Below are 23,967 nucleotides of genomic sequence, written 5' to 3'. Positions count from 1 at the left end.
TATAGGAGTAATGATATGTTTAAAATTGGATATAGAACAGTGAAAACAGCGCTTGGAACGGGAGCGGCAGTTTTTATTGCTCAGTTATTAGGATTAGAATTTTATAGTTCAGCTGGTATTTTAGTCATTTTATGTGTGCAAAATACGAAACGAAAATCCGTTCAAGTATCGTTGCACCGTTTTTTAGCTTGTGTATTATCGATGGTATTTGCGTTTTGTATTTTTGAAACGATTGGTTATACACCACTAGCGATTAGCGTATTACTGCTTACCTTTATTCCAACTGCAGTTATGTGCAAAATTCAAGAAGGGATTGTCACGAGTTCGGTTATCGTTATGCATCTGTATTCATTAAAGCAAATTACATGGTCTATAGTTGGTAATGAAATTGCTATATTAACGATTGGAATTAGTGTCGCTTTATTAGTAAACATGTACATGCCAAGCAGTGAGAATAAACTGAAAGAGTATCAAGGAAAAATAGAAGAGCATTTCAGAACGATTTTGTTTGAAATGGTCGTTTATTTACGGAATCGAGATAGTAATTGGAGTGGGGCCGAATTAATTGAAACAGAAATGATGCTGAAAGAAGCGAAAGATTTATCATTTAAAAAACTTGAGAATGAATTTATGCGTGAAGATGACTATTATTATCGGTATTTTGATATGCGTATGCAACAATTTGAAATTTTGGAGCGCATGATACCATTAGCTGCATCACTATCTTGGACGTATGAACAAGCTGATATGATTGCAGACGTAATTGAAAATATAGGGAATTCTATTCGACCTGAAAGTACAGGGGTCATTTCGTTAAGACAACTTCAAGAAATGCGAGAAGTATTTAGAGAAATGCCTTTACCAGTCTCGCGAGAAGAATTTGAAATACGTGCAAAACTTGTTCAACTTGTTTATGAGATGGAGCAATATTTACTCATTAAAAGTCGTTTTAAGGGAAAGGATAATATAAAAGAACTTATTTAGAAGGTAGGAACTATATATGCCGTATCTTCTTTCTTTATTATTATGTCTTTCTCTATCACCGATCTGGCCTCTTGGTGATAACCCACGTGCTGGAGATCCTTTTATAATTGTAAATAAAGCAACGAATAAACTAGCTTACATCGATGATGGGAAGATCCAAAAGGTTTTTCCAGTAGCGACAGGGAAAACAAATGAATTAACCCCAGAAGGAACTTTTGACATTGTATTGAAGGCGAAGGATCCCTATTATATTGCGAAGGATATTCCTGGGGGCTCTCCAAAAAATCCACTTGGATCGAGGTGGATGGGATTTAATGCAAGAGGAACGGATGGAAGTAAGTATGGGATACACGGGACAAACCAGCCTAGTTCAATTGGAAAATATATTTCGCAAGGATGTATAAGAATGAAGAAACATGATGTGGAATATTTGTTTGATCGTATTCCAATTGGAACGAAAGTATCGATTGTGAAATCGAAAAAAACATTTCAGCAATTGGCGAAGGAAAAAGGGGCCATAGTATTTGGAAAAGTCAACGAAACGGTTGGCTTTTTCTTTTATTATAAGTTGTCTTGACATGTGTACATAACCATGCGTTAATGAGAATATATAAAGATAATTGAGTAAAGGGGTTGCTCATATGTATTTAAATCCAAAAATTTCTTACATGCAGTTTTGTGTTGGTTTTCTATTTGTTATTACATTCATATTGGCAACTTTTAATATATGTTCTTACGTTGTAGCGATTGTATTTATGGCATTACTCAATCTTACTTTTGTTATTGGGGCATTTCAGCAGAAACAATATACAAGTTTTGTAATAGCACTTGTAATGGCCTTTTCCTTTAGCATTGTAGCAATTGTAATATATATAAAATAAAATGTTCATTACAAGATAGACTATCTCGATTTCGAGATGGTCTATTTTGTATGTGTAAGCAGTAAAAAAAGGACGAGTGAATCGTCCTTTTTACCAAAACATACTTGCGCCAGTAAGTAATGTTGTTACAAGCATAGAAATTAGCATTATATAAACCATAATTTTTTGAGCTTTTTTATGCATCGTTAAACCTCCTTGCAAATCAGTACAATTTCATTGTAACGAGAAATGAAATTGTGGACAAGGGGAGAGAAAGGACAAAATTCGGGAAGGGGGTGCAAAATATTACAGGAAATTTGAGCATACGTAGAGAATATGTTAAAAGATAGATTATTAATTTTTTTTTATGCAAGCTGAAGAATGGAGATACAATGATGAAAATATACGAGACAGATCGTTTACATTTAAGAGAAATTGATGAGTCGTATGCGGAAAAAGTTCTTCAATATTACGACAAAAATCGTGAATTTTTAAAAGCGTGGGAAGAGTATAGACCGGAGGGGTTTTTCACGTTAGATTATCAAAAGAAAAAGTTACAAAAGGATAGAAAAGAGTTCGCGGAAGGCAAGATTATCAGGCTTTGGATTTTTAAAAAGGGTGATGATACAAAAATTATTGGATGTATTTCATTTAATCTAATTGTTCGCGGAATTTATCAATCTTGTGTACTCGGTTATAAATTAGATAAGGAAGAATTGAATAAAGGTTACACAACAGAAGCGCTTAGAAAAGCAATTCAAGTTACCTTTGAAGAATTTCATTTACATCGTATAGAAGCACCAATTATGCCACGAAATTTAGCATCTATACAAGTAGTGACGAAGATAGGATTTCAATATGAAGGTGTATCTCGAAAAATGCTAATGGTAAATGGCATCTGGGAAGATCATATGCGCTGGGTATTGTTAAACGAGTAATAGAAGGCAGATGGGTATCTAGATGTGTTAACCATCTGTTTTTTGTCTTGTATTTCGAAACTTTTGCGAAATTCTGTTATAATTAATGTTGTTATATACATAATGGTAGTGCAGGAGGCGCAGTCTTATGATTAATCAAGAACGTTTAGTAAATGAATTTATGGAATTAGTACAAGTAGATTCTGAAACAAAATTTGAAGCAGAAATTTGCAAAGTGTTAACAGAGAAATTTACTGCTTTAGGTGTAGAAGTATTTGAGGATGACACGATGGGTGTGACTGGTCATGGTGCAGGTAACTTAATTTGTACTTTACCAGCAACAAAAGACGGTGTTGATACAATTTATTTCACTTCTCATATGGATACAGTAGTTCCTGGTAATGGAATTAAGCCTTCTATTAAAGATGGATATATCGTATCAGATGGTACTACAATTTTAGGAGCCGATGACAAAGCTGGATTAGCATCTATGTTTGAAGCAATTCGTGTCTTAAAAGAGAAAAACATTCCTCATGGTAAAATTGAATTTATTATTACAGTTGGAGAAGAATCTGGTCTTATTGGCGCAAAAGCGTTAGATCGCGAGCGCATTACAGCAAAATATGGTTATGCATTAGATAGTGATGGAAAAGTTGGTGAAATTGTAGTTGCAGCGCCAACACAAGCGAAAGTGAATGCGATTATTCGCGGGAAAACAGCTCATGCTGGCGTAGCACCAGAAAAAGGTGTATCTGCAATTACTATCGCAGCAAAAGCAATCGCAAAGATGCCACTTGGTCGTATCGATTCTGAAACAACTGCAAATATTGGACGTTTTGAAGGTGGTACACAAACAAATATCGTTTGCGATCATGTTCAAATCTTTGCAGAAGCTCGTTCTTTAATAAATGAGAAAATGGAAGCACAAGTTGCAAAAATGAAAGAAGCATTTGAAACAACTGCAAAAGAAATGGGTGGTCATGCAGACGTTGAAGTAAACGTTATGTATCCAGGATTTAAGTTTGCTGCTGGCGATCACGTTGTAGAAGTTGCGAAACGTGCAGCTCAAAACATTGGTCGTACGCCTTCTCTTCACCAAAGTGGTGGCGGAAGTGATGCGAACGTAATCGCAGGACATGGTATCCCAACAGTTAACTTAGCAGTTGGTTATGAAGAAATTCATACAACAAATGAAAAAATTCCTGTTGAAGAATTAGCGAAAACAGCAGAATTAGTTGTAGCTATTATCGAAGAAGTAGCGAAGTAAGTAATAAAGTCAAAAAGACGTGTGAACCAATTATGGTTTACACGTCTTTTTTTATTTTGATTCAATTGCTTTCACAAGGCGGATAAGCCAATATAAGAAGACCCACGGAAGTACATAAGTTGTTGCAAAACGTATGAAATGAGAGAAGATTCCTAAAGCGTAAATGTTAATGTTAAAAAGGGGAAGTAACAAATAATTAATCGCAAGGATTACTATAATAATAATAAATACATAATTGAGTTTATTATGTTGTTTCATAACGATTCACCTCATTTACAATAATATCCATTTGTTACGTACAGTATAGCAAAGAATAGATAGAGAAAAGCCAATAATTATTATAACGTGTAAAGAAATTTGATATAATGAAGGAACGAATGTTCTTTAAGGGGTGAGTAGTATGCGAGAAATGTATCCGAAAAATGGACGTGTTATTTTACATGTAGATATGAATTGTTTTTTCGCATCTGTCGAAATTGCTCATGACCCATCATTACAAGGAAAGCCATTAGCGATTGCGGGGAATGAAAAAGAGAGAAAAGGGATTATCATAACATGTAGTTATGAGGCGAGAGAATATGGAATACGTACGACGATGCCTCTATGGGAAGCGAAGCGATTATGCCCGCAATTAGTTGTGAGGCACCCTAATTTTACATTATATCGAGAAGCTTCATTTCAAATGTTTCAAATTCTTTCCCGTTTTACAGAAAAAATACAACCGTTTTCTATAGATGAAGGGTATTTAGATATTACAGATTGCTATGCGCTCGGTTCGCCTCTTGAAATAGCGAAGATGATTCAACAAGCGTTACTAACAGAGTTACAGCTTCCATGTAGCATTGGGATTGCCCCAAACCTTTTCCTAGCAAAGACTGCTTCAGATATGAAAAAACCTCTTGGAATTACAGTACTTCGAAAACGTGATATCCCAGAAATTATTTGGCCACGATCAGTTGCAGAGATGCATGGAATCGGAGAGAAAACAGCTGAAAAACTAAAAGACATTCATATACATACAATTGAACAGTTAGCAAAAGGAGACGAGCATATCATTCGCGCTAAAATTGGAAAGCACGGTGTTGATTTACAAAAACGTGCAAAAGGTATGGATGACAGGGAAGTTGATCCGAATCAAATGGGACAACATAAAAGCGTTGGAAATTCGATGACTTTCTCAAAGGATATGGACGAAGAAAAAGAATTACTTGATATGTTAGAAAGATTATCGAAATCAGTAAGCAAAAGGCTACAAAAACGAACTCTCGTTAGTTATAACATTCAAATTATGATTAAATACCATGATCGTCGCACGGTAACACGGAGTAAACAATTGAAAAATGCAATATGGGAAGAACGGGTTATTTTCCAAGCAGCATCACGTTTATGGAAGCAACACTGGGATGGTGATTCTGTTCGTCTGTTAGGTGTTACAGCTACTGAATTAGAGTGGAAGACAGAATCAGTGAAACAGTTAGATTTGTTTTCATTCGAAGAAGATGCGAAAGAAGAGCCGTTACTTGCTGTTATTGATCAAATTAATGAAAAGTATGGAACACCTCTTTTACAGAGAGGTAGTCAATTATTGCGTAAGCAAGAAAAGTCGTTTCAGCAAAAATTAGAAAATAAGTTTATGTAGAAGGTTTTAGAGATTTAAACCCTTCTTTTTTAGATGGAAGAGAGGGTCCAGCCATTCGATGTCTCCATTGTCTTTCCATTCCGATGCAAGCTCCTACAATAATTGCTATAAATAACCTTAATACGATGTCATACCATATCATCATGGTTACCTCCATACATATAAGTACATGTTATATTTTTTGAGAATGAGTGAGAAATACCCACTCATTCTCATTTTTACAACCAGCTGTGGAATTTTTTAATATAAAGCTTTTTCAGGAATTGTGTTAAGAAAGCATAACCTAATAATATTCCTATGAGCCACGGGAAGTAGCTTAGTGGTAATGCTTGTAAACCAATTGCTGCACCAAGTGGTGAGAATGGAATGTAAATTCCGATTGCCATAATACAAGCGGTTAATATAAGAACTGGTATTGATGCTGTACTTTGAATGAACGGAATTTTCTGTGTTCTAATCATATGGACAATTAATGTTTGAGTTAGCAACCCAACGACAAACCAACCAGATTGGAATAGCGATTGTTCTCCAGGTGTATTTGCACCGAACACATTCCACATGACAACGAATGTGATAATATCGAATATAGAGCTAATTGGACCGATGCAAATAATGAAGTTACGCAAGTTTGCAGTATCCCATTTTCTAGGCTTCTCTAGAAATTCCTTATCCATTTTATCCCATGGAATTGAAAGCTGTGAAATATCATAAAGTAAGTTTTGAATTAAGAGATGAATTGCAAGCATCGGTAAAAATGGAATGAAAGCACTTGCCACTAATACACTAAATACATTTCCAAAGTTAGAGCTAGCTGTCATTTTTATATATTTTAAAATATTGCCGAAAGTAGTGCGTCCTTCTAAAATACCTGCTTCTAATATAGTTAAACTTTTTTCAAGTAAAATAATATCGGAAGATTCTTTTGCAATGTCAGTAGCAGTATCAACAGATATTCCAACATCAGCATCACGTAGTGCAACGGCATCGTTAATACCATCCCCCATATAACCTACAGTATGACCATTACCTTGCAATACGCGAATGATGCGGGACTTTTGCATTGGATTTAGTTTTGCGAACACTGTTGTTTCTTCTGCCAGTGTTGCTAATGTTTTATCTGGTAAAGAATCAATTTCGTAACCGAGGACAGGCTCACCTATATTTAATCCCACTTCTTTACAAACTTTTTTTGTAACAATTTCGTTATCGCCTGTTAAGATTTTCACTTGTACGCCATGTTTTTGCAATGCTTGAATTGCAGAAGCAGCAGATGGTTTAGGTGGATCTAAAAAGCCGATATATCCAGTAAGGATCATAGTGGATTCATCTTGTACTGCATAAGCTTTATGATAAGGTTTGTTATCGTTCTTGTATGCTACAGCGATGACACGCATTCCTTCACTATTTAAAGTTTCGCTGAGATGTTTTACATTTACTCTCATTTCTTCAGTGAGAGGGACAATTTGTCCATCAACTTCAGTGTAGTTACAAATTGATAAAATTTCTTCTACGGCACCTTTACAAACCATTGTATGTTCACCTAAAATATTTTTCACGATGACAGACATGCGACGCCGAGCAAAATCGAATGGAATTTCATCTAGCTTTTGAAAAGCTGATGGATCAAATTTATGGTTCTCCTCTGTATGTTCAATAACAGCTTTATCTATTAAATTTTTCAATCCAGTTTGATAGAAGCTATTTAAATAGGCAAAGTGTAATACACGATCGCATTCATTTCCGTTAGGATCTAAATGACGAACTAGGACAACTTTATCTTCTGTTAAAGTTCCAGTTTTATCTGTGCAAAGAATGTTCATAGCACCTAAGTTTTGAATTGAGTTGAGCTGTTTTACAATTACTTTTTGTTTAGACATGTTCACGGCGCCTTTAGCTAAATTAGCAGTTACAATCATTGGCAGCATTTCAGGTGTAAGGCCAACTGCAACAGCAATAGCAAAGAAGAAAGCTTCTTGCCAATCTCCTTTTGTGAATCCATTAATGAGAAGGACAATGGGTGCCATAATAAGCATGAATGTGATTAAGAGCCAACTTACTTTGTTTACGCCTTTATCAAAGTTTGTTTCTGCACGTTTTCCGATAACCTTTTTTGCTAAAGAGCCGAAATACGTATCCGTACTAGTTGAAACAACAACAGCTTTTGCGCTACCGCTAACAATATTTGTACCCATAAAGCAAAGGTTTTCCATATCGAGCGGATTGTAATTTTTTTTCATGTTTTTCGGTAATATATGTTTATTTTCCGTATGGTAGCAGTTTTCGTATTTTTCTACAGGAAGTGCTTCCCCGGTTAAAGAAGACTGATTAACAAATAAATCTTTTGCGGATAAAATACGCACATCAGCTGGCACGATATCACCAGCTGAAAGTGAAATAATATCGCCAGGTACAAGTTCTTCAATTGGAATTTCTGTTGTGTAATTTCGATTTAAATTTGTTACGTTTTTTGTTTCGTGTACAAATCCATCTATTCTAAAGACACTCGCAGTTGTTCGAACCATAGCCTTTAACTTATCCGCCGCTTTCTGAGAGCGGAATTCTTGTGAAAAGCGAATCGTTGCACTTAGCAGTACCATTACAGATACGACAATTGTTCCTTGTATATCATCTGTGAAAAAAGAGAGTGCTCCAAGAGCTAACAAAACAAAAATAAATGGATTTTTAAATGCCAGCAGAAATTGAATGTACCACGGCAATGTTTTATTATGAGCGATTTCGTTCGGACCATATAAAGAAAGTCTACGAGACGCTTCTTGTTTAGAGAGTCCATCTTGTGTTGTTTCTAAGAGTTTTAACGCAGAGTTTACATCCTGTGTTGCAACTTCCACTAATAATTCGTTATTTGCTTTCATGCTATCTTGATCGTAAGCATGCTTCGTTTCTTGTTTTTGTAAATTTAACATTGGTAGTTCCTCCTTTTCATGAAGGAGGAAACAATCTGTTACTCGACTATTTTAAACAGGGAGGAACAGCTTCTTTCCTACCTACATGATGAAATATAAATGTAAAACATATGGGTATCTGGGCCGAATCATCACTTGACACTGTTCCTCACCTCCATACAATTTAATAGTTTCTGAATATGCTATGTTTGTTTCATAGTAGGGTGCATAAAGATATAAAAAAGACCTTTACTCAAAACGAGTAAAGGTCTGAATTCATAGTCAAAAAGAGTCAACAACAAAGACTGTTAGTAAACATAGATAAAAACAGTTTTTGTGTATGACAAAACATACGCACCTCTCCCTCGTTGAGTTTTAGCACTGTATAGCATAGGTACTGAAACCAGCTACGTTAAGAAAGGCCTTCATTCCGACCTTTCCTGTTGACCCATTGGCGTCTCTCGACATTTTTGGGCAGCAGCGTTTCTCTATACAGGAGCCTCACCTAACAGAGACCATATTCAATTACACGTTGAATATTAGCACTGTAAAATCGTAGTGTCAATATCTTTTTAATCTGTTTTTTTGAAAAATCAAATAGATTTATGATGGCTATATAGTAGGAAATAAGCGGAGTTTTTTGAAATAAGGCGGGAAAATAAATACTTTAATGAACATAAATAAAAAGCACTGATTACAGTGCTTTTTATTATAGATTATGAGATTGTAGGATTTTCAAAAATAACAATTTCTGAGTTACTTGTTGTTGAAACGCGTTGTGCGTAATATGTTAAAGCTGAAGAAATATATGTTGGTAACGTCTCATTTGTATGTGATGTTGTATATTCATGGATTAATTCTTTTAAAGTCGTCCATTCTAATTGTGCTGGGTGATCAGAAACGAAAGAACTTACCCAGCGATCAAATGAAGATGAAAAATCAGTTTGTAAACGAAATACTTCTTTCATAATAAAACGCTCCCTTAAAATGTAGTACAATCATTTTACCACAAAATACGAACGATAGCTAAATTTTTTAAGTATAATGTTCGTGTTATATAGTTGTCTAGATGATTGGTTATACAAATTCAATTTGCCATTTGAAATAACATTCCGTAAGATGAAAGATAGATTATATAAAGAGCTGGAGGAAAGAAAGTGGAATTTGTATTTTTAGGGACTGGTGCAGGTGTTCCTTCAAAAGGAAGGAATGTTTCAGCAATTGCTTTGCAGTTGTTAGAAGAACGAGGACAGACTTGGTTATTTGACTGTGGCGAGGCGACGCAACATCAAATACTACATACGTCTGTACGTCCACGCCGCATTGAAAAAATATTTATTACGCATTTACATGGCGATCATATTTTTGGATTGCCGGGTTTATTGGGTAGCCGTTCGTTTCAAGGTGGAACAACAAAATTAACAGTGTACGGACCAAAAGGAATTAAACAATTTATTGAAGTGGCATTATTAGTAAGTACGACACATGTTAAATATCCACTTGAAATCGTTGAGATTACGGAAGAAGGTATTGTGTTTGAGGATAATGAATTTTGTGTAGAAACAAAAAGGTTATCACATGGAATTGAATGCTTCGGATATCGAATTGTAGAGAAAGATATACAGGGAGCTCTTTTAGTGGATAAGTTACTGGGAATGGGTGTGAAACCTGGTCCAGTTTTTAAACGCTTAAAAGATGGTGAAGTAGTTGAATTAGAGAATGGCACAGTGTTAGATGGAAAAGATTTTATTGGCCCGCCTCAAAAAGGAAGAGTTATTACAATTTTAGGCGATACACGATATTGCGAAGCGAGTAGAGAGCTTGCGCAAGATGCTGACGTACTTGTTCATGAAGCGACTTTTGCGGCAGAAGATGAACAACAAGCGTATGATTATTTTCATTCCACATCTAAGCAAGCTGCGAGTATTGCACTTCAGGCAAATGCAAAACGCTTAATATTGACTCATATTAGTTCTCGTTATCAAGGAGATACATATAAGGAATTATTGAAAGAGGCAAGAGAGCTATTTTCTAATACAGAAATAGCTACGGATTTAAAATCATTTCCAGTAGAAAGATAATAATGTTGTGAAAAAATGGTGACGATAGGTTGCCATTTTTTTTATTTCTAAAAAAAATTAAAAATAAAACTGTTATCATTTTATTTTTATATAGGATGACACAGAAAGTTTTAATGATGTGAAGATATAGGATAAAAATACATAATGCCGATTATTTAGAAAAACTGTTATATAAGTCAGACGACATACGAGTGGTACAAGTAGCGAAAATGGATTTTTATTCAGAACTTTTAAAATTCATTAAAAGTAAGCGTTTTATTAAAAACAAGCTATAATGAGGGCAGATTATAATTTATCCCGCATTAACGGGCAGTAAGACTCCCACCTCAGAATTCGGTGAATGCGAGGAAGTTAGGTGGGAGATAACTGCCCGTAAAAGCCCGATTGGTTCAACTAATAATCAGTGGGGGATGGACAAAACCCCCACTGATTAAAGTTTCACTTTATTGTAGGCTACATGCGTTTTAGCCATTTGTCATAACAAGTGAAGTTGACTAAATCGTGAGAGAGCAACATGGAAATTATAATAGGAAGGATATTACTATTATTTGTACTAAGTCTTTTTTTCCTTTTTAGCTTTAAAATATCAAAAGGTATGAAAGCAATGGGAGTTTCACTTGTTTATGCTATGCTTGTAAGGGGTTCTGTGTTAAACTTTGGATTGCTACCAGACTTTATTGTGGACTATCTTATATTATTTTTAAATGCAGGTAATGCTAAGTTTCTTATTTATTATTATAACTGGTATTATTTCAGGATATATTGCTTCACTGTTATTCAAAAACTATCCAATTCTTACAGCGGAACAAATTCGTGGTACGACTGGAACAGCAACCGATTCGGTAGCTTAATAGAATAGTAAATAATTTTTTCATAGAGGTTTAGGGGGAGTTATGATGAAGTATCGCTCAGTGTTTGATATTATTGGTCCGGTTATGATTGGTCCATCAAGTTCACATACAGCAGGTGCGGCAAGAATGGGGCAAGTTGCTCGTCAGCTGTTTCGTCATGAACCAGAGAGAGTTAGCATTTCATTATATGGTTCATTTGCAAAAACATACCGTGGTCACGGTACGGATGTAGCGCTAATCGGTGGAATACTAGGATTTGAAACAGATGATTTACGTATTCCAAGTGCGTTAGATATTGCAAAAGAACGCGGGATTGAAGTGGAATTCATTGAAGAAGATGCAAATGCTCCGCATCCAAATACAGCGAAAATTCGTCTGTATAAAGGTGAAGAGGAAATTGAAGTTGTTGCTTGCTCAATTGGTGGCGGTAAAATTGAAGTTGTAGAATTAAACGGATTCGATCTTCAATTAACAGGCACGAGTCCAGCACTACTTATTGTAAATAACGATCGCTTTGGTGCTATCGCAGCTGTAGCTTCAATCCTTGCTAAGCATGAGATTAACATAAGTACAATGAGTGTTTCTCGTAAAGAAAAAGGAAGAAGAGCGCTTATGGTCATTGAAACAGATGAATTATTAGCAGATGAAGTAATTGCGGAAATAAATGGGCAACAAAATATTTGTCAAGTAACTATTATGGATTAATTGCAGGGGGGACACACCATGTTTCGGAACGCAGCGGAACTAGTGGCGCAAGCTAAAGAGCAAAATGTAAAAATCGCAGAAATTATGATTCAATGTGAAATGCAAACAAGAAATATCTCACGTGAAGAAGTAATTGCTGGAATGGAAAAGAACTTAGTCGTGATGGAACAAGCAGTAGAACGCGGTATTCGTGGTGTAAAATCACCGACTGGTTTAACTGGCGGGGATGCTGTGAAAGTCCAAGCGTATATGCAGAGTGGAAAAGGTTTATCTGGAGATACGATTTTGGACGCAGTGAGTAAAGCTGTTGCGACAAATGAAGTAAATGCGGCGATGGGAATTATTTGTGCAACACCAACAGCAGGATCTGCTGGAACAGTGCCAGGTGTACTGTTTGCACTGCAAGAAAAATTACAGCCGACACGCGAAGAAATGATTGAATTTTTATTTACAGCAGGAGCTTTCGGTATGGTTGTTGCGAATAATGCTTGTATTTCTGGCGCGGCAGGAGGTTGCCAAGCTGAAGTAGGTTCAGCAAGTGGAATGGCAGCTGCAGCAGCAGTTGAGATGGCTGGTGGAACACAAGATCAAGCAGCTACAGCGATGGCGATTTCATTAAAGAATATGCTTGGTTTAGTATGTGATCCTGTTGCAGGGCTTGTAGAAGTACCTTGTGTAAAACGTAATGCAGCAGGAGCTGCGAATGCCATGATTTCAGCTGATTTATCATTAGCTGGTGTAACTAGTACAATTCCATGTGATGAAGTCATTGAGGCGATGTTTAGAATTGGACAAACGATGCCAGTAGCACTTCGTGAGACAGCAGAAGGTGGCCTTGCAGCAACACCGACAGGTCGTCGTTTGCAAGAAGAGATTTTTGGTAAGAGTAATAACTAAAACCATAGCATATGATTAAAGTAAAAACGGAGCTCAAATAAAGTTGAGCTCCGTTTTTTATTTTTCTTTTGCTATTTCTTCTAATGTTTTTCCAAGATCGTGTGATCGTTTCGTTGCTTGTGTAATACATGAGATTAATGCTTGTTGAAAATTATGCTCCTTTAATACTTCAATACCTGCTTCAGTTGTTCCGCCAGGAGAAGTAATTTCTTTTCGCAAAATAGAAGGGTGTTTTTCGCTTGCTTTTAGCATTTCAGCAGAACCAATCATCGTCTGAAGAATAAGAGATTTTGCAACATCTTCTTTTAAACCAATTTTTTTTGCTGCCTCTTCCAGTGCCTCTACCACGTAATAAATATAAGCTGGTCCACTTCCAGATAATGCAGTGATAGCATGCATATCTTCTTCTTCTACAACAGAGACGAGACCAATCGTTTCAAATAAAGATGTTGCAGTACGAATATGTTCCTCCGTTGTGTGTTCTGAAGGTGAGATAGCGGTAGCGGATTTTAAAATGGCTGCAGATGTATTTGGCATTGCACGAATAATCGGAACGTCTTTTTGAAGTAGGTTTCTAATTGAATGAGTAGAAACACCTGCTAATAACGAAATAATAAGCAAGTCATTATTTATGTATTCTTTAAGAGGAATAACCGCTTCTGCGACATCTTTTGGCTTCATAGCTAGAAAAAGAATGTTTGCATCAGCAAGTAATTCCTTTTTATTATGTGTACCTTTGACACCGTATTTTTTATGTAACTCCTGTAATCTTGTCTCGTTAGAACGATTACTTACAGTGACGTGTTCTCCCTTAACAACATTTGCGTTTAATAAGCCACCAATAATCGCTTCGGCAATAGAGCCTGCACCGAGAAAGGAAATGTTTTGCATAGACATGATGTGCCTCCTTTAAATTTGGTTAGAAATACTTATAAATGTACATACATTCGTTTTTTTATGGAAAAGACCTCTTTTTATCTGAAAATAATGACAAATTTATAGGGAAGTTGTAAACTGAAGAGGTATTCATTTTTGAACCGGAAAAAGACAGGGGGGCTAAGCATGACGGCGATTCATCGAATGGAGATTCCTGTTCCATTTGCAGTTGAGACAGTGAATGTGTTTTTAGTTGAGGGAGAAACATTAACGTTAATTGATACAGGGACAAATACAGAAGAAGCAAAGAAAGCACTAGAAAGTCAATTAGGTGCATTAGGATATAAGATAGAAGATATTGAAACGGTAGTGATTACGCATCACCATGCGGATCATTGCGGACTTTTAAATACATTTTCTGAAAAAGTAAAGATTATCGGACATCCTTGGAATGAACCGTGGATTACACAGAATGCTGAATTTTTAAAGAGGTATCATGAATTTTTTAAAGAGACAGCCTTGCAGTTCGGCGTTCCAGCAGTATTTCTGAATGGTGAGGCGTTATTGACGACGAAGACACTTAAATATTCTTGTAATAGATCGTTAACACATACCGTGAGAGAGGGAGATCGTATAGATTCGTTACCTGGATTTACAGTGATTGAAACCCCGGGTCATGCTTCCACTCATATTTCATTATATAGAGAATCTGATGGAATATTAATTGGTGGGGATGCTCTCATTAGTCATATTTCTTCAAATCCAATATTAGAACCACCATATGAAGGGCAAACAGAAAGAGCGCATCCCTTATTGCAGTACAATCAAACGTTAAAACGTTTAAGTGAAATGAATATTTCACGGATTTTATCAGGGCATGGGGAAGATGTTATGAATGTGAAACAACTTATTGAAACAAGATTACAAAAGCAAGAGACACGTGCTTTTAAAGTGCTTGAACTATTAAAGGAAAAGCCAATGACAGCATTTGAGGTGTGTGTAAAACTATTTCCGGTATTATATAAAGAGCAATTACCACTTACTATCTCAGAAACTGTTGGACAATTAGACTTTTTAGCATATAATCAACAGGTGATGATTGATGAATCTTCACAACAATTGATTTATTATGCAAAGTAGGTGACAGCAATGACGGGACGTTTACAAGAAAAAGTAATCGTCATTACAGGTGCTTCTAGTGGAATTGGAGAGCAAGTCGCAATGCAGGTTGCAGAGCAAGGGGCGACGCCGGTATTAATGGCTCGAACAGAAGAGAAGCTACAAGCATTAGCAGACAAAATTAAAGTAACTTATAATACGCCTTGCTATTACTATGTATTAGATGTAAGTGAAGAAACGAAAGTACAATCTGTTTTTTCAAAGGTATTACAAGAAGTAGGACGTATTGATATATTGGTAAATAATGCTGGGTTTGGTATTTTTAAAACGTTTGAAGATGCTTCAATGGATGAAGTAAAGGATATGTTTCAAGTAAATGTATTTGGATTAGTAGCTTGTACGAAAGCGGTATTACCTAATATGGTAAAAAGGAACGAAGGACAAATTATTAATATTGCTTCATTGGCTGGAAAAATTGCAACTCCGAAGTCGAGTGCTTATGCAGCAACAAAACACGCTGTATTAGGATTTACGAATAGTTTACGTATGGAGTTATCTAACACAAATGTGTATGTAACAGCAATTAACCCAGGACCGATAGAAACGAACTTTTTTGAAATAGCCGATCAATCAGGTACATATGTGAAAAATATGGGACGTTACATGTTAAAACCAACATATGTAGCAGAAAAAATCGTAAAGGCGATGCAAACGAAAAAACGTGAAGTAAACTTGCCGAAGTGGATGGGAATGGGGCCAAAGCTCTACGCATTATTCCCAGGTTTATTTGAACGCGTTGCAGGCAAATCATTAAGTAAAAAATAGGAGATTTCCATATGGAAATCTCCTATTTTTTATTTTCCAGTCACATAATCGTAAACGATATCCTCAACAGCCTCGTATACATCAATTTCAGTATTTGAATGAATTATCATTTGAATATGTTTAATTAGCATTTCCTGATCCTCTTTTGAAACAGGATTACATTGATATTGCCGAAAACTTTTTATAATCATTTTCTCAATTAATTTTTTATTCATGTTTTTCCCCGCCTGTATGTATACATGTATTGTTTTATTGTACTTGAAGTGAAATGAAAATACTACTATGCAATATTTTTGCATAAAAATCCACTTGTGTATATTGCTTTTATAGCGAGAATAATATTTTGAAGTTTTTTAAAATTATAAATATTTAATTGACTTTATAATTATGCAATATTATAATCAAACTTAATTTAAAGAATAGATATGAGGAGGAGCTTATGAAAGTCGCAATTATTGGAGCAACTGGATATGGAGGTATTGAGTTAATTCGGTTATTAGAGCAACATCCATATTTTTCGATAGCATCTCTCCATTCTTTTTCACAAGTTGGTGAATTTATAACAAATGTATACCCGCATTTTCGAAATGTTCTTGTCCATACGTTACAAGAAATTGATGCGGAGAAAATAGAGAAGGAAGCTGAAATTGTATTTTTAGCAACCCCAGCGGGAGTATCGGCAGAGTTAACACCAAAATTATTGGCAGTAGGTTTAAAAGTAATTGACCTATCTGGAGACTTTCGTATGATAGATCCCTCGTCATATGAATTGTGGTATAAAAGGCCAGCTGCACAGGAAGAACTTCTTAGGAAAGCAGTATATGGATTAAGTGAATGGAAAAGGCCTGAGATCCAAAATGCAAATTTAATTGCAAACCCAGGATGTTTTGCTACAGCTGCATTATTAGCGGTAGCGCCGTTAGTACGTAGCGGCATGATTGAAGAAGCTTCGATTATTATTGATGCGAAATCAGGAGTATCTGGAGCGGGCAAAACGCCAACAACAATGACTCACTTTCCTGAGTTATACGATAACTTACACATTTATAAAGTTAATCAGCATCAGCACGTTCCTGAGATTGAGCAAATGCTTGCAGAGTGGAATCGTGAAACGAGGCCAATCACGTTTAGTACACATTTAATACCGATATCACGAGGGATTATGATTACACTTTATGCGAAAGTGAAAAAGGAAATGAAAATAGAGCAACTTCAAAAGTTGTATGAAGAAACGTATGAATACTCAGCTTTCGTTCGAGTTCGCTCGCAAGGAGAATTTCCAAGTCCGAAAGAAGTAAGGGGCTCAAATTATTGTGATATTGGGATAGCTTACGATGAAAGAACAGAAAAAGTTACGGTCGTTTCTGTTATAGACAATATGATGAAAGGTGCGGCAGGGCAAGCAGTTCAAAATGCAAATTTATTAGCGGGACTAGAAGAGACAACGGGTTTACAGCATATGCCGCTTTATCCATAAGGGGGAAATTATGATTAAAGCATCGTCTATTACAAAATTAGCAAATGGTTCAATTGTTACACCAAAAGGCTTTTTGGCAATCGGTACTGCAAATGGTCTGAAAAAGGTGAAAAAGGATATGGGTGCAATCGTTTGTGAGGTGCCAGCATCATGTGCCGCTGTGTATACAACAAATCAAATACAAGCAGCGCCGTTGCAAGTAACGAAGGATAGCATAGCAGCAGAAGGGAAATTACAAGCAATTGTTGTAAATAGCGGCAATGCAAATGCTTGTACGGGGATGAAAGGATTGCAAGATGCTTATGAGATGCGAACATTAGGAGCGGAACACTTTGGAATAAAAGAAAAGTACGTCGCAGTCGCTTCAACAGGTGTAATTGGAGTACCTTTACCGATGGATATCATTCGAAAGGGAATTGAATCTCTTGTGCCAACAAAGGAAGTAAGTGAAGCTTATTCTTTTTGTGAAGCAATTTTAACGACAGATCTTATAACGAAAGAAACTTGCTATGAGATGATAATTGATGGGAAAGCAGTGATCATTGCTGGGGTCGCAAAAGGATCAGGGATGATCAAACCGAATATGGCAACGATGCTTAGTTTTATTACAACAGACGCCAATATAGAGCATGAAGTATTGCAAACAGCATTATCACAAATTACGAATCATACGTTTAATCAAATTACGGTGGACGGAGATACTTCTACAAATGATATGGTCATCGCTATGGCAAGTGGATTATCAGAAACGAAAACGATGAATATGGAACATGAAGACTGGGAAACTTTCGTAGTTGCTTTACAAAAGGTATGTGAAGATTTAGCGAAAAAAATTGCACAAGATGGTGAAGGTGCTACGAAGTTAATAGAAGTAAACGTGTTAGGGGCTAGAACAAATGAAGAAGCAAAGAAAATTGCAAAACAAATAGTCGGTTCCAGTCTTGTGAAAACAGCGATATACGGTGAGGACCCAAATTGGGGACGAATTATTAGTAGTACTGGACAGAGTGAAGTAATTATTAACCCAAATACAATTGATATCACTCTTCAATCTATCGCCGTATTAAAAAATAGTGAGCCTCAAATGTTTTCTGAAGAGGAAATGACAAAGAAATTACAAGAACATGAAATAAAAATTGATGTGTGTTTACATTTAGGAGATGAAACGGGATCAGCTTGGGGCTGCGACTTAAGTTATGAATATGTGAAAATAAATGCTTGTTATCGTACATAAGGAGAGAGAAGATGAGTGATTATATTGTAGTTAAATGTGGCGGTAGCATGTTGAATCGATTAAATAGTGTCTTTTTTGATTGTATAAAGAAATTGCAAAATAAGTATAAGGTTGTTATTGTCCATGGCGGTGGCCCAGAAATTGATGCCAAGTTAGAAGACTCTAATATCGAGATAGAAAAGAAAGATGGATTAAGAGTAACACCAAAAGAGGTTATGGATGTTGTTCAAATGGTGCTATGCGGAAGTACGAATAAAAAATTCGTAATGAATTTACAAAAACATGATTTACTTGCGGTGGGGCTTTCAGGATGTGACGGTAATTTACTTCAAGTTCAACCTGTTGGCGAAGCGATAGGATATGTAGGAGAAGTAAGTTATGTAGAAACAGCCCTATTGAAAGGGTTGATAGATATGAATTATATTCCTGTCATTGCCCCTATTGGGATAAATGGTAATGAGGTTTATAACATAAATGCAGATACCGCTGCAGCTGGAATTGCAGCCGCACTATCCGCAAAAGAACTCATTTTTATAACGGACGTAGATGGAGTATTACACGAAGGAAGATTGGTAAAGAAAACGGATGAATATGAAATTCTTACTTTTATAGAACAAGGCGTCATTACAGGTGGAATGATTCCGAAAGTACAGGCGGCACTTACATCGTTAAAAATGGGAGTGGAAAAGGCTAGTATCGTAAATGGTACAAAGGATTTTACTGAGGTTACAGGAGAGTGTGTTGGAACTACGGTAACAAAAGGAGTGAGTATCGTATGACAAACCATCTTTTTCAAACATATGGAAGAAGAGAAATTGAATTTCTAAAGGGCAATGGGGCTAAAGTTATTGATAAAAGTGGTGAGCAATATTTAGATTTCACTTCTGGTATTGGAGTATGTAACTTAGGACATTGTCATCCTACGGTTGTAAAGGCAGTAGAAAAGCAACTTAGAAATATATGGCATATATCTAACTTATTTACGAACTCCCTACAAGAAGAGGTCGCATCATTATTAACAGAAGATACAGCATTAGATCATGTGTTTTTTTGTAATAGCGGGGCGGAGGCAAATGAAGCGGCTTTAAAGCTAGCACGTAAGCATACTGGAAAATCTCTCGTAGTAACATGTGAGCAATCTTTCCACGGGAGAACATTTGGAACGATGAGTGCAACAGGGCAAGATAAAGTGAAAGAAGGATTCGGTCCATTACTTCCGTCTTTTTTACATATACCATTTAACGACATACGAGCATTAGAGGAAGTAATGAATGAAGAAGTTGCGGCGGTAATGGTAGAAGTTATTCAAGGAGAAGGAGGAGTAATATTAGCTGATCCATCCTTTTTGAAGGAAATTGAAAAACTATGTAATCAGTACAATGCTCTTTTTATTATAGATGAAGTACAAACTGGAATAGGCAGAACAGGAACACTATTCGCTTATGAGCAAATGGGAATAGTTCCTGATATCGTTACCATCGCAAAGGCGCTTGGGAATGGTATTCCAGTTGGAGCGATGATTGGCCGAAAAGAACTAGGTTCTTCTTTTACTGCCGGGTCACACGGTTCAACTTTCGGTGGGAATTATATTGCTATGACTGCAGCGAAAGAAGTATTGCAATTCATTAAGGAGCAATCGTTTTTTAAAGAGGTACAGGAAAAGGGCGAGTACGTATTAAAGAAATTGCAAGAAGAATTACGACACGTTGAATGTGTTCAAAATATTCGTGGTAAGGGACTTATGATTGGAATCGAATGCAAGCATGAGGTTGCAAATGTCATAGAACAACTAGAAAAAGCAGGACTTCTCGTATTACAAGCAGGGCCTAATGTTATAAGACTACTACCACCACTTATTGTAACGAATGAAGAGCTAGAACAGGCAATATATATGATAAAAAGAGTGGTTTGTACAAAAAATGCATCAATAATATAAGGGGGAAATTTCATGTCAACTGTACAAGTACCGAAATTAAATACGAAAGATCTTTTAACGTTAGAAGAATTGACGCAAGAAGAAATCATTTCTTTAATTGAGTTCGCTATATATTTAAAAAAGAACAAGCAGGAGCCTTTATTACAAGGGAAAATATTAGGTCTCATTTTTGATAAACATTCAACCCGTACTCGCGTTTCTTTTGAAGCAGGAATGGTACAGCTCGGAGGACATGGAATGTTTTTAAGTGGAAAAGAGATGCAAATTGGTAGAGGAGAAACGGTGTCAGATACTGCGAAAGTACTATCTCATTATATTGATGGAATTATGATACGCACATTTTCGCATGCGGATGTAGAGGAGCTTGCAAAAGAGTCCAGTATCCCAGTTATTAACGGTTTAACTGATGATCATCATCCTTGCCAAGCATTGGCAGATTTAATGACGATATATGAAGAAGTTCATACGTTTAAAGGAGTTAAATTAGCTTATGTAGGTGATGGGAATAATGTATGTCATTCACTATTGCTAGCGAGTGCAAAAGTCGGAATGAATATGACTGTTGCAACTCCTGTAGGGTATGAGCCGAATGAAGAAATTGTTAAAAAAGCATTAGCGATTGCTGATGAAACAGGGGCTGAAATTGAAATTTTGCATAATCCTGAATTAGCGGTAAGTGGAGCAGATTTTATTTATACTGACGTTTGGATGAGTATGGGCCAAGAAGGAGAAGCAGAAAAATATACTTTATTCCAGCCTTTCCAAGTAAATAAAGAGCTTGTTATACATGCAAAGCAAACATATCGTTTCCTGCACTGCCTGCCCGCTCATCGTGAAGAAGAAGTAACTGGAGAGATTATAGATGGGCCACAGTCTATCGTTTTTGAGCAAGCTGGTAACAGGTTGCACGCGCAAAAAGCTTTATTAGTGAGTTTATTTAAAAATATAGAAGAGCCTTCCTAAAAGGGAGGTTTTTTTATATGGAAATGTCGGATGTATATTTAGTTAATTATCTCTATATCATTTATAATAAAAAGAGCAAACTAAATTTGTTTTTCATATCATGTAAGGACATACTAGATAAAAAAATATAGTTAAAGAGATGATGAATTTGAAAACAACTAAGAAAACATATTCGTTTTTTCAGCGGATGTGGAGAATATTAAAGTTTCAATATTTTAAGTTGCTTCGATCGCCAGAAGGAGCAAAGAAAGTGTCGCTAGGTTTTGCTATTGGATTTGGTTTAGAAATGTTGGTGATTTATACGGCATCGCTCGTATATTTAATATTTTATCCAATTGTAAGGTTAGCAAAGGGATCTTTTCCAGCCGCAGTCATTGGTAATATTATTGGGAAAATATCGTTTCTCCCAGTATTTTTATTTCCGTTTGCTTATGCGCTAGGAAAAATGATTTACCCATTTCATGTACAGAAAATACATCATGAACCATTTACGATATCAGATTTGTTTTCGAGCCATATTTTTACGATGTTAAAGAGCTTATTACAGAGTGAAGTATATGTATTAATTGGTATGACGATAATAGGAATTGTGTGTGGGGTAATTTCATATTTCGTTGTGCATTATTTATATGAAAAGAATCGTAAGTTACGTTTGAAGAAAAGAAAGAAACAAGTGAGAGAACCACTTGTTCAAATATAAAGAATGTCACATTCATTTTCTCCTTTGAATATGTTTAAGAAAAAGGGGGAGAGAATGAATGTATTATTATTACGTACCGCAAGTATACCCATATGTAAATTATTATCCGGTTTATGATATGAGTAGACAATACGAGTTATATCGACAACAACAATTACAGCAAATACCACAAATACCACAACAACAGCCTACGCAAGAACAAAAACCATATTTAACGACATGGCCGTATTCAAATGTATACTATGGTAATTATTACGAATCATAAAGCTGCTTCTATTTAGAAGCAGCTTTATGCGTTTGTTTTCAAAATTAAATTTTGAATGGTTTTAAGAGAATAAATGAGCTTTTCACGCTCTTCCTCAGATAATGTTTGAAAATTTTCTTTTAGTTTGCCTAAAATGAATTGCTGATACTGACTTACTAACACTTTCCCTTCAGTTGTTAGGGAAATTAAAATGACCCTTCGATCTTTTTCGCTATAATGACGCTCTATTAGCTCTTCTTGAATAAGTTTGTTTAATAGAGGGGTCATGTTAGGCCGTGAAATCGCTAGCCGCTTGCCAATTTCTGAAACTGCTAATGTACCATTTTCATGCAAAAGCAGTAACACTTGCGTATGCGATGGCGGCATATGTCTTTGAGAAGAAAACTCTCCAGGAAGCATAAATTTGCGATAAAAAAGAGGCACTAGCGAAAGAAGATGATCAACAATACGTTCCCACTCGCGTGATTCCATATAACGGCCCCCTTCCACTATCATTGTAACAAAAAAGACAAGGTATAAAAATAGAATTGTTTCATGGTAGCCTTAATATTTGTAGGATAACACTTGCTTTGTAAATGTATTGGCAATAATCGCATAACCGTTATCATTTGGGTGTACTTGGTCAAATAGTAACTCTTTTTTATCATTCGATATTAATTTGCGAATTGGTAAAACGATCGACGGTTGATGTGCTTTTGAAATAGAATAAATAGAATCATTCCAACCGTCTAAAAACATATCTGCATAACTTGCGATGGAGTCCTCTAGTTGTAAAGGGTTATAGAGTTCAGAGAGAATGAGTAAAGCATTCGGATTTTGATCTCGAACGGTCTTTACAATATTTTTTACATCCGTTTCAAAACGGGCTTTTTCTTTATTTAACATTTTAATACCATCTATAACACCTACATCACGATTTAAGCGGAATAAATTATTTCCTCCAATACTAATAGTAATGATATTTGCTTCCCTAATTTTTTGTTGAACATCTTCTGATTGAACTTTTTTTACGAGACGATCTGTAGTAAGACCGTTTATCCCAAGGTTTTCTACTGTAATTGGTTTGTGAATTTGTGTTTCTATTTGTCTAGAAGCTAATTCGGCAAATCCCCCTTGTGTAGATCCATATCCTTTTGCAAGTGAATCACCTAATACGAGGTGATAAAAAGAGTCATTCGTTTGCTTATAAATCCAACTGGGAGCAGATGTTTTTTCTGCTTTTCCTTCAGTTTCTTTTTGTTCTATCTCATCGTTCTTTTCAAAATTAGAACAAGAAATGATTAGAAGGAGGAGACAAACAATTGTTAAGATGATTTTTTTCATAAATTCATCCTCCTTGTAATTGGTAATTGTATCATATTCAGCAGTATAAGCAATGTAAGGGCATATTATATATTTATGAAAAATTCACAATAACTTTACAGAAAATTTGTAGAAGTATGTCAAAAAATATTGACGGTATGAAAGA

General features: G+C 35.8%; 28 protein-coding genes and 1 riboswitch. Of the genes, 19 read left to right on the top strand and 9 right to left on the bottom strand.

All coding sequences use genetic code 11. The features are described from left to right. Positions 1 to 15: 15 nt before the first annotated feature. From MHH59_RS20805 to MHH59_RS20795, 3 genes are all read left to right on the top strand, one after another. Entirely contained in the window at positions 16 to 984 is a 969-nt protein-coding gene (locus MHH59_RS20805) for an aromatic acid exporter family protein (RefSeq protein ID WP_002033971.1), read from the top strand. A 16-nt stretch (positions 985 to 1,000) separates the two neighbouring features. Next, positions 1,001 to 1,561, top strand: coding sequence for a L,D-transpeptidase (locus tag MHH59_RS20800; protein ID WP_002015103.1), 561 nt, complete (start codon positions 1,001 to 1,003; stop codon positions 1,559 to 1,561). Positions 1,562 to 1,625: 64 nt separating this feature from the next. After that, on the top strand, positions 1,626 to 1,865 hold the full coding sequence (locus MHH59_RS20795; protein ID WP_002088543.1) for a DUF3894 domain-containing protein: 240 nt from the start codon (positions 1,626 to 1,628) through the stop codon (positions 1,863 to 1,865). A 90-nt stretch (positions 1,866 to 1,955) separates the two neighbouring features. Here the strand turns inward: MHH59_RS20795 and prli42 are convergent, their stop codons facing one another. Then, positions 1,956 to 2,048 carry a stressosome-associated protein Prli42 gene (gene prli42 / locus MHH59_RS20790; RefSeq protein WP_000549036.1) on the bottom strand — a complete coding sequence of 31 codons (93 nt, stop codon included), beginning with the start codon at positions 2,046 to 2,048 and terminating at the stop codon, positions 1,956 to 1,958. Positions 2,049 to 2,236: 188 nt separating this feature from the next. On the opposite strand from prli42, the gene MHH59_RS20785 reads away from it, so the two are divergent. Further along, entirely contained in the window at positions 2,237 to 2,782 is a 546-nt protein-coding gene (locus tag MHH59_RS20785) for a GNAT family N-acetyltransferase (RefSeq protein WP_002015105.1), read from the top strand. Positions 2,783 to 2,909: 127 nt separating this feature from the next. Next, positions 2,910 to 4,028, top strand: a complete 1,119-nt coding sequence (locus MHH59_RS20780) for a tripeptidase T (RefSeq protein ID WP_050000324.1) — start codon at positions 2,910 to 2,912, stop codon at positions 4,026 to 4,028. A gap of 51 nt (positions 4,029 to 4,079) precedes the next feature. On the opposite strand, the gene MHH59_RS20775 is transcribed toward MHH59_RS20780, so the two are convergent. Further along, positions 4,080 to 4,286 carry a hypothetical protein gene (locus MHH59_RS20775; protein ID WP_002129020.1) on the bottom strand — a complete coding sequence of 69 codons (207 nt, stop codon included), beginning with the start codon at positions 4,284 to 4,286 and terminating at the stop codon, positions 4,080 to 4,082. Positions 4,287 to 4,428: 142 nt separating this feature from the next. On the opposite strand from MHH59_RS20775, the gene MHH59_RS20770 reads away from it, so the two are divergent. After that, on the top strand, positions 4,429 to 5,667 hold the full coding sequence (locus MHH59_RS20770) for a DNA polymerase IV (protein ID WP_002088539.1): 1,239 nt from the start codon (positions 4,429 to 4,431) through the stop codon (positions 5,665 to 5,667). On the opposite strand, the gene MHH59_RS20765 is transcribed toward MHH59_RS20770, so the two are convergent. The 3 genes from MHH59_RS20765 to MHH59_RS20755 all read right to left on the bottom strand — a co-directional run bounded on the left by MHH59_RS20765 (position 5,660) and on the right by MHH59_RS20755 (position 9,538). After that, entirely contained in the window at positions 5,660 to 5,809 is a 150-nt protein-coding gene (locus MHH59_RS20765; RefSeq protein WP_162208024.1) for a hypothetical protein, read from the bottom strand. The two genes, MHH59_RS20770 and MHH59_RS20765, sit on opposite strands and share 8 nt — an antisense overlap. Positions 5,810 to 5,885: 76 nt before the next feature. Continuing rightward, positions 5,886 to 8,591, bottom strand: a complete 2,706-nt coding sequence (mgtA, locus tag MHH59_RS20760; protein ID WP_078178712.1) for a magnesium-translocating P-type ATPase — start codon at positions 8,589 to 8,591, stop codon at positions 5,886 to 5,888. A gap of 331 nt (positions 8,592 to 8,922) precedes the next feature. Next, positions 8,923 to 9,090, bottom strand: a riboswitch (M-box (ykoK) riboswitch). Positions 9,091 to 9,286: 196 nt separating this feature from the next. Next, a complete protein-coding gene (locus tag MHH59_RS20755; RefSeq protein WP_000665712.1) occupies positions 9,287 to 9,538 on the bottom strand; it encodes a DUF3932 family protein in 252 nt (83 codons plus the stop codon). A gap of 189 nt (positions 9,539 to 9,727) precedes the next feature. Here MHH59_RS20755 and rnz point away from each other — a divergent pair, with 189 nt between their 5' ends. From rnz to sdaAA, 4 genes are all read left to right on the top strand, one after another. Continuing rightward, a complete protein-coding gene (gene rnz / locus MHH59_RS20750) occupies positions 9,728 to 10,651 on the top strand; it encodes a ribonuclease Z (protein WP_002014952.1) in 924 nt (307 codons plus the stop codon). Positions 10,652 to 11,364: 713 nt separating this feature from the next. Then, the gene (locus MHH59_RS20745; RefSeq protein WP_002066987.1) at positions 11,365 to 11,502 is read left to right on the top strand and encodes a hypothetical protein; all 138 of its coding nucleotides are present in this window, start codon (positions 11,365 to 11,367) and stop codon (positions 11,500 to 11,502) included. 45 nt (positions 11,503 to 11,547) lie between these two features. Continuing rightward, a complete protein-coding gene (sdaAB, locus tag MHH59_RS20740; protein ID WP_002088527.1) occupies positions 11,548 to 12,207 on the top strand; it encodes an L-serine ammonia-lyase, iron-sulfur-dependent subunit beta in 660 nt (219 codons plus the stop codon). 18 nt (positions 12,208 to 12,225) lie between these two features. Continuing rightward, positions 12,226 to 13,104 carry an L-serine ammonia-lyase, iron-sulfur-dependent, subunit alpha gene (sdaAA, locus tag MHH59_RS20735; RefSeq protein ID WP_002033842.1) on the top strand — a complete coding sequence of 293 codons (879 nt, stop codon included), beginning with the start codon at positions 12,226 to 12,228 and terminating at the stop codon, positions 13,102 to 13,104. 57 nt (positions 13,105 to 13,161) lie between these two features. Here sdaAA and proI read toward each other — a convergent pair whose 3' ends face one another. Next, a complete protein-coding gene (proI, locus tag MHH59_RS20730) occupies positions 13,162 to 14,001 on the bottom strand; it encodes a pyrroline-5-carboxylate reductase ProI (protein ID WP_002066991.1) in 840 nt (279 codons plus the stop codon). A 165-nt stretch (positions 14,002 to 14,166) separates the two neighbouring features. Between proI and MHH59_RS20725 the strand changes: the two genes are divergently transcribed. Both MHH59_RS20725 and MHH59_RS20720 read left to right on the top strand, forming a co-directional pair. Then, entirely contained in the window at positions 14,167 to 15,120 is a 954-nt protein-coding gene (locus MHH59_RS20725; RefSeq protein WP_201056898.1) for an MBL fold metallo-hydrolase, read from the top strand. A gap of 9 nt (positions 15,121 to 15,129) precedes the next feature. Further along, entirely contained in the window at positions 15,130 to 15,924 is a 795-nt protein-coding gene (locus MHH59_RS20720; protein ID WP_340852237.1) for an SDR family oxidoreductase, read from the top strand. Between the two features lie 29 nt (positions 15,925 to 15,953). Here MHH59_RS20720 and MHH59_RS20715 read toward each other — a convergent pair whose 3' ends face one another. Next, positions 15,954 to 16,139 carry a YqzH family protein gene (locus MHH59_RS20715; RefSeq protein WP_002014960.1) on the bottom strand — a complete coding sequence of 62 codons (186 nt, stop codon included), beginning with the start codon at positions 16,137 to 16,139 and terminating at the stop codon, positions 15,954 to 15,956. Positions 16,140 to 16,363: 224 nt separating this feature from the next. Here MHH59_RS20715 and argC point away from each other — a divergent pair, with 224 nt between their 5' ends. The 7 genes from argC to MHH59_RS20680 all read left to right on the top strand — a co-directional run bounded on the left by argC (position 16,364) and on the right by MHH59_RS20680 (position 22,499). After that, the gene (gene argC / locus MHH59_RS20710; protein ID WP_003191291.1) at positions 16,364 to 17,401 is read left to right on the top strand and encodes an N-acetyl-gamma-glutamyl-phosphate reductase; all 1,038 of its coding nucleotides are present in this window, start codon (positions 16,364 to 16,366) and stop codon (positions 17,399 to 17,401) included. A 10-nt stretch (positions 17,402 to 17,411) separates the two neighbouring features. Continuing rightward, positions 17,412 to 18,635, top strand: a complete 1,224-nt coding sequence (gene argJ, locus MHH59_RS20705) for a bifunctional glutamate N-acetyltransferase/amino-acid acetyltransferase ArgJ (RefSeq protein WP_078213450.1) — start codon at positions 17,412 to 17,414, stop codon at positions 18,633 to 18,635. Positions 18,636 to 18,646: 11 nt separating this feature from the next. Continuing rightward, on the top strand, positions 18,647 to 19,414 hold the full coding sequence (gene argB / locus MHH59_RS20700; protein WP_033731234.1) for an acetylglutamate kinase: 768 nt from the start codon (positions 18,647 to 18,649) through the stop codon (positions 19,412 to 19,414). Continuing rightward, positions 19,411 to 20,571 (top strand): acetylornithine transaminase, encoded by a 1,161-nt coding sequence (locus MHH59_RS20695; RefSeq protein ID WP_002129009.1) that lies wholly within the window; start codon positions 19,411 to 19,413, stop codon positions 20,569 to 20,571. Before argB ends, MHH59_RS20695 begins: the two co-directional genes overlap by 4 nt. 12 nt (positions 20,572 to 20,583) lie before the next feature. Next, on the top strand, positions 20,584 to 21,534 hold the full coding sequence (argF, locus tag MHH59_RS20690) for an ornithine carbamoyltransferase (RefSeq protein WP_002014968.1): 951 nt from the start codon (positions 20,584 to 20,586) through the stop codon (positions 21,532 to 21,534). 148 nt (positions 21,535 to 21,682) lie between these two features. Continuing rightward, a complete protein-coding gene (locus tag MHH59_RS20685) occupies positions 21,683 to 22,234 on the top strand; it encodes a DUF2062 domain-containing protein (protein ID WP_002167705.1) in 552 nt (183 codons plus the stop codon). Between the two features lie 58 nt (positions 22,235 to 22,292). Continuing rightward, positions 22,293 to 22,499, top strand: coding sequence for a hypothetical protein (locus MHH59_RS20680; RefSeq protein ID WP_002167706.1), 207 nt, complete (start codon positions 22,293 to 22,295; stop codon positions 22,497 to 22,499). Between the two features lie 24 nt (positions 22,500 to 22,523). Here MHH59_RS20680 and MHH59_RS20675 read toward each other — a convergent pair whose 3' ends face one another. After that, positions 22,524 to 22,970, bottom strand: a complete 447-nt coding sequence (locus MHH59_RS20675) for a MarR family winged helix-turn-helix transcriptional regulator (RefSeq protein ID WP_002129002.1) — start codon at positions 22,968 to 22,970, stop codon at positions 22,524 to 22,526. 72 nt (positions 22,971 to 23,042) lie between these two features. After that, complete coding sequence (locus tag MHH59_RS20670; protein WP_201056896.1) at positions 23,043 to 23,822, bottom strand: GDSL-type esterase/lipase family protein; 780 nt, start codon at positions 23,820 to 23,822, stop codon at positions 23,043 to 23,045. Between the last annotated feature and the right edge of the window lie 145 nt (positions 23,823 to 23,967).

The sequence above is a fragment of the Bacillus sp. FSL E2-0195 genome (assembly GCF_038003645.1).
Lineage (GTDB): Bacteria > Bacillota > Bacilli > Bacillales > Bacillaceae_G > Bacillus_A > Bacillus_A mycoides.
The sequence above is the reverse complement of the archived record's forward strand: the minus strand, read 5'-3'. Positions and strand labels throughout refer to the sequence as shown.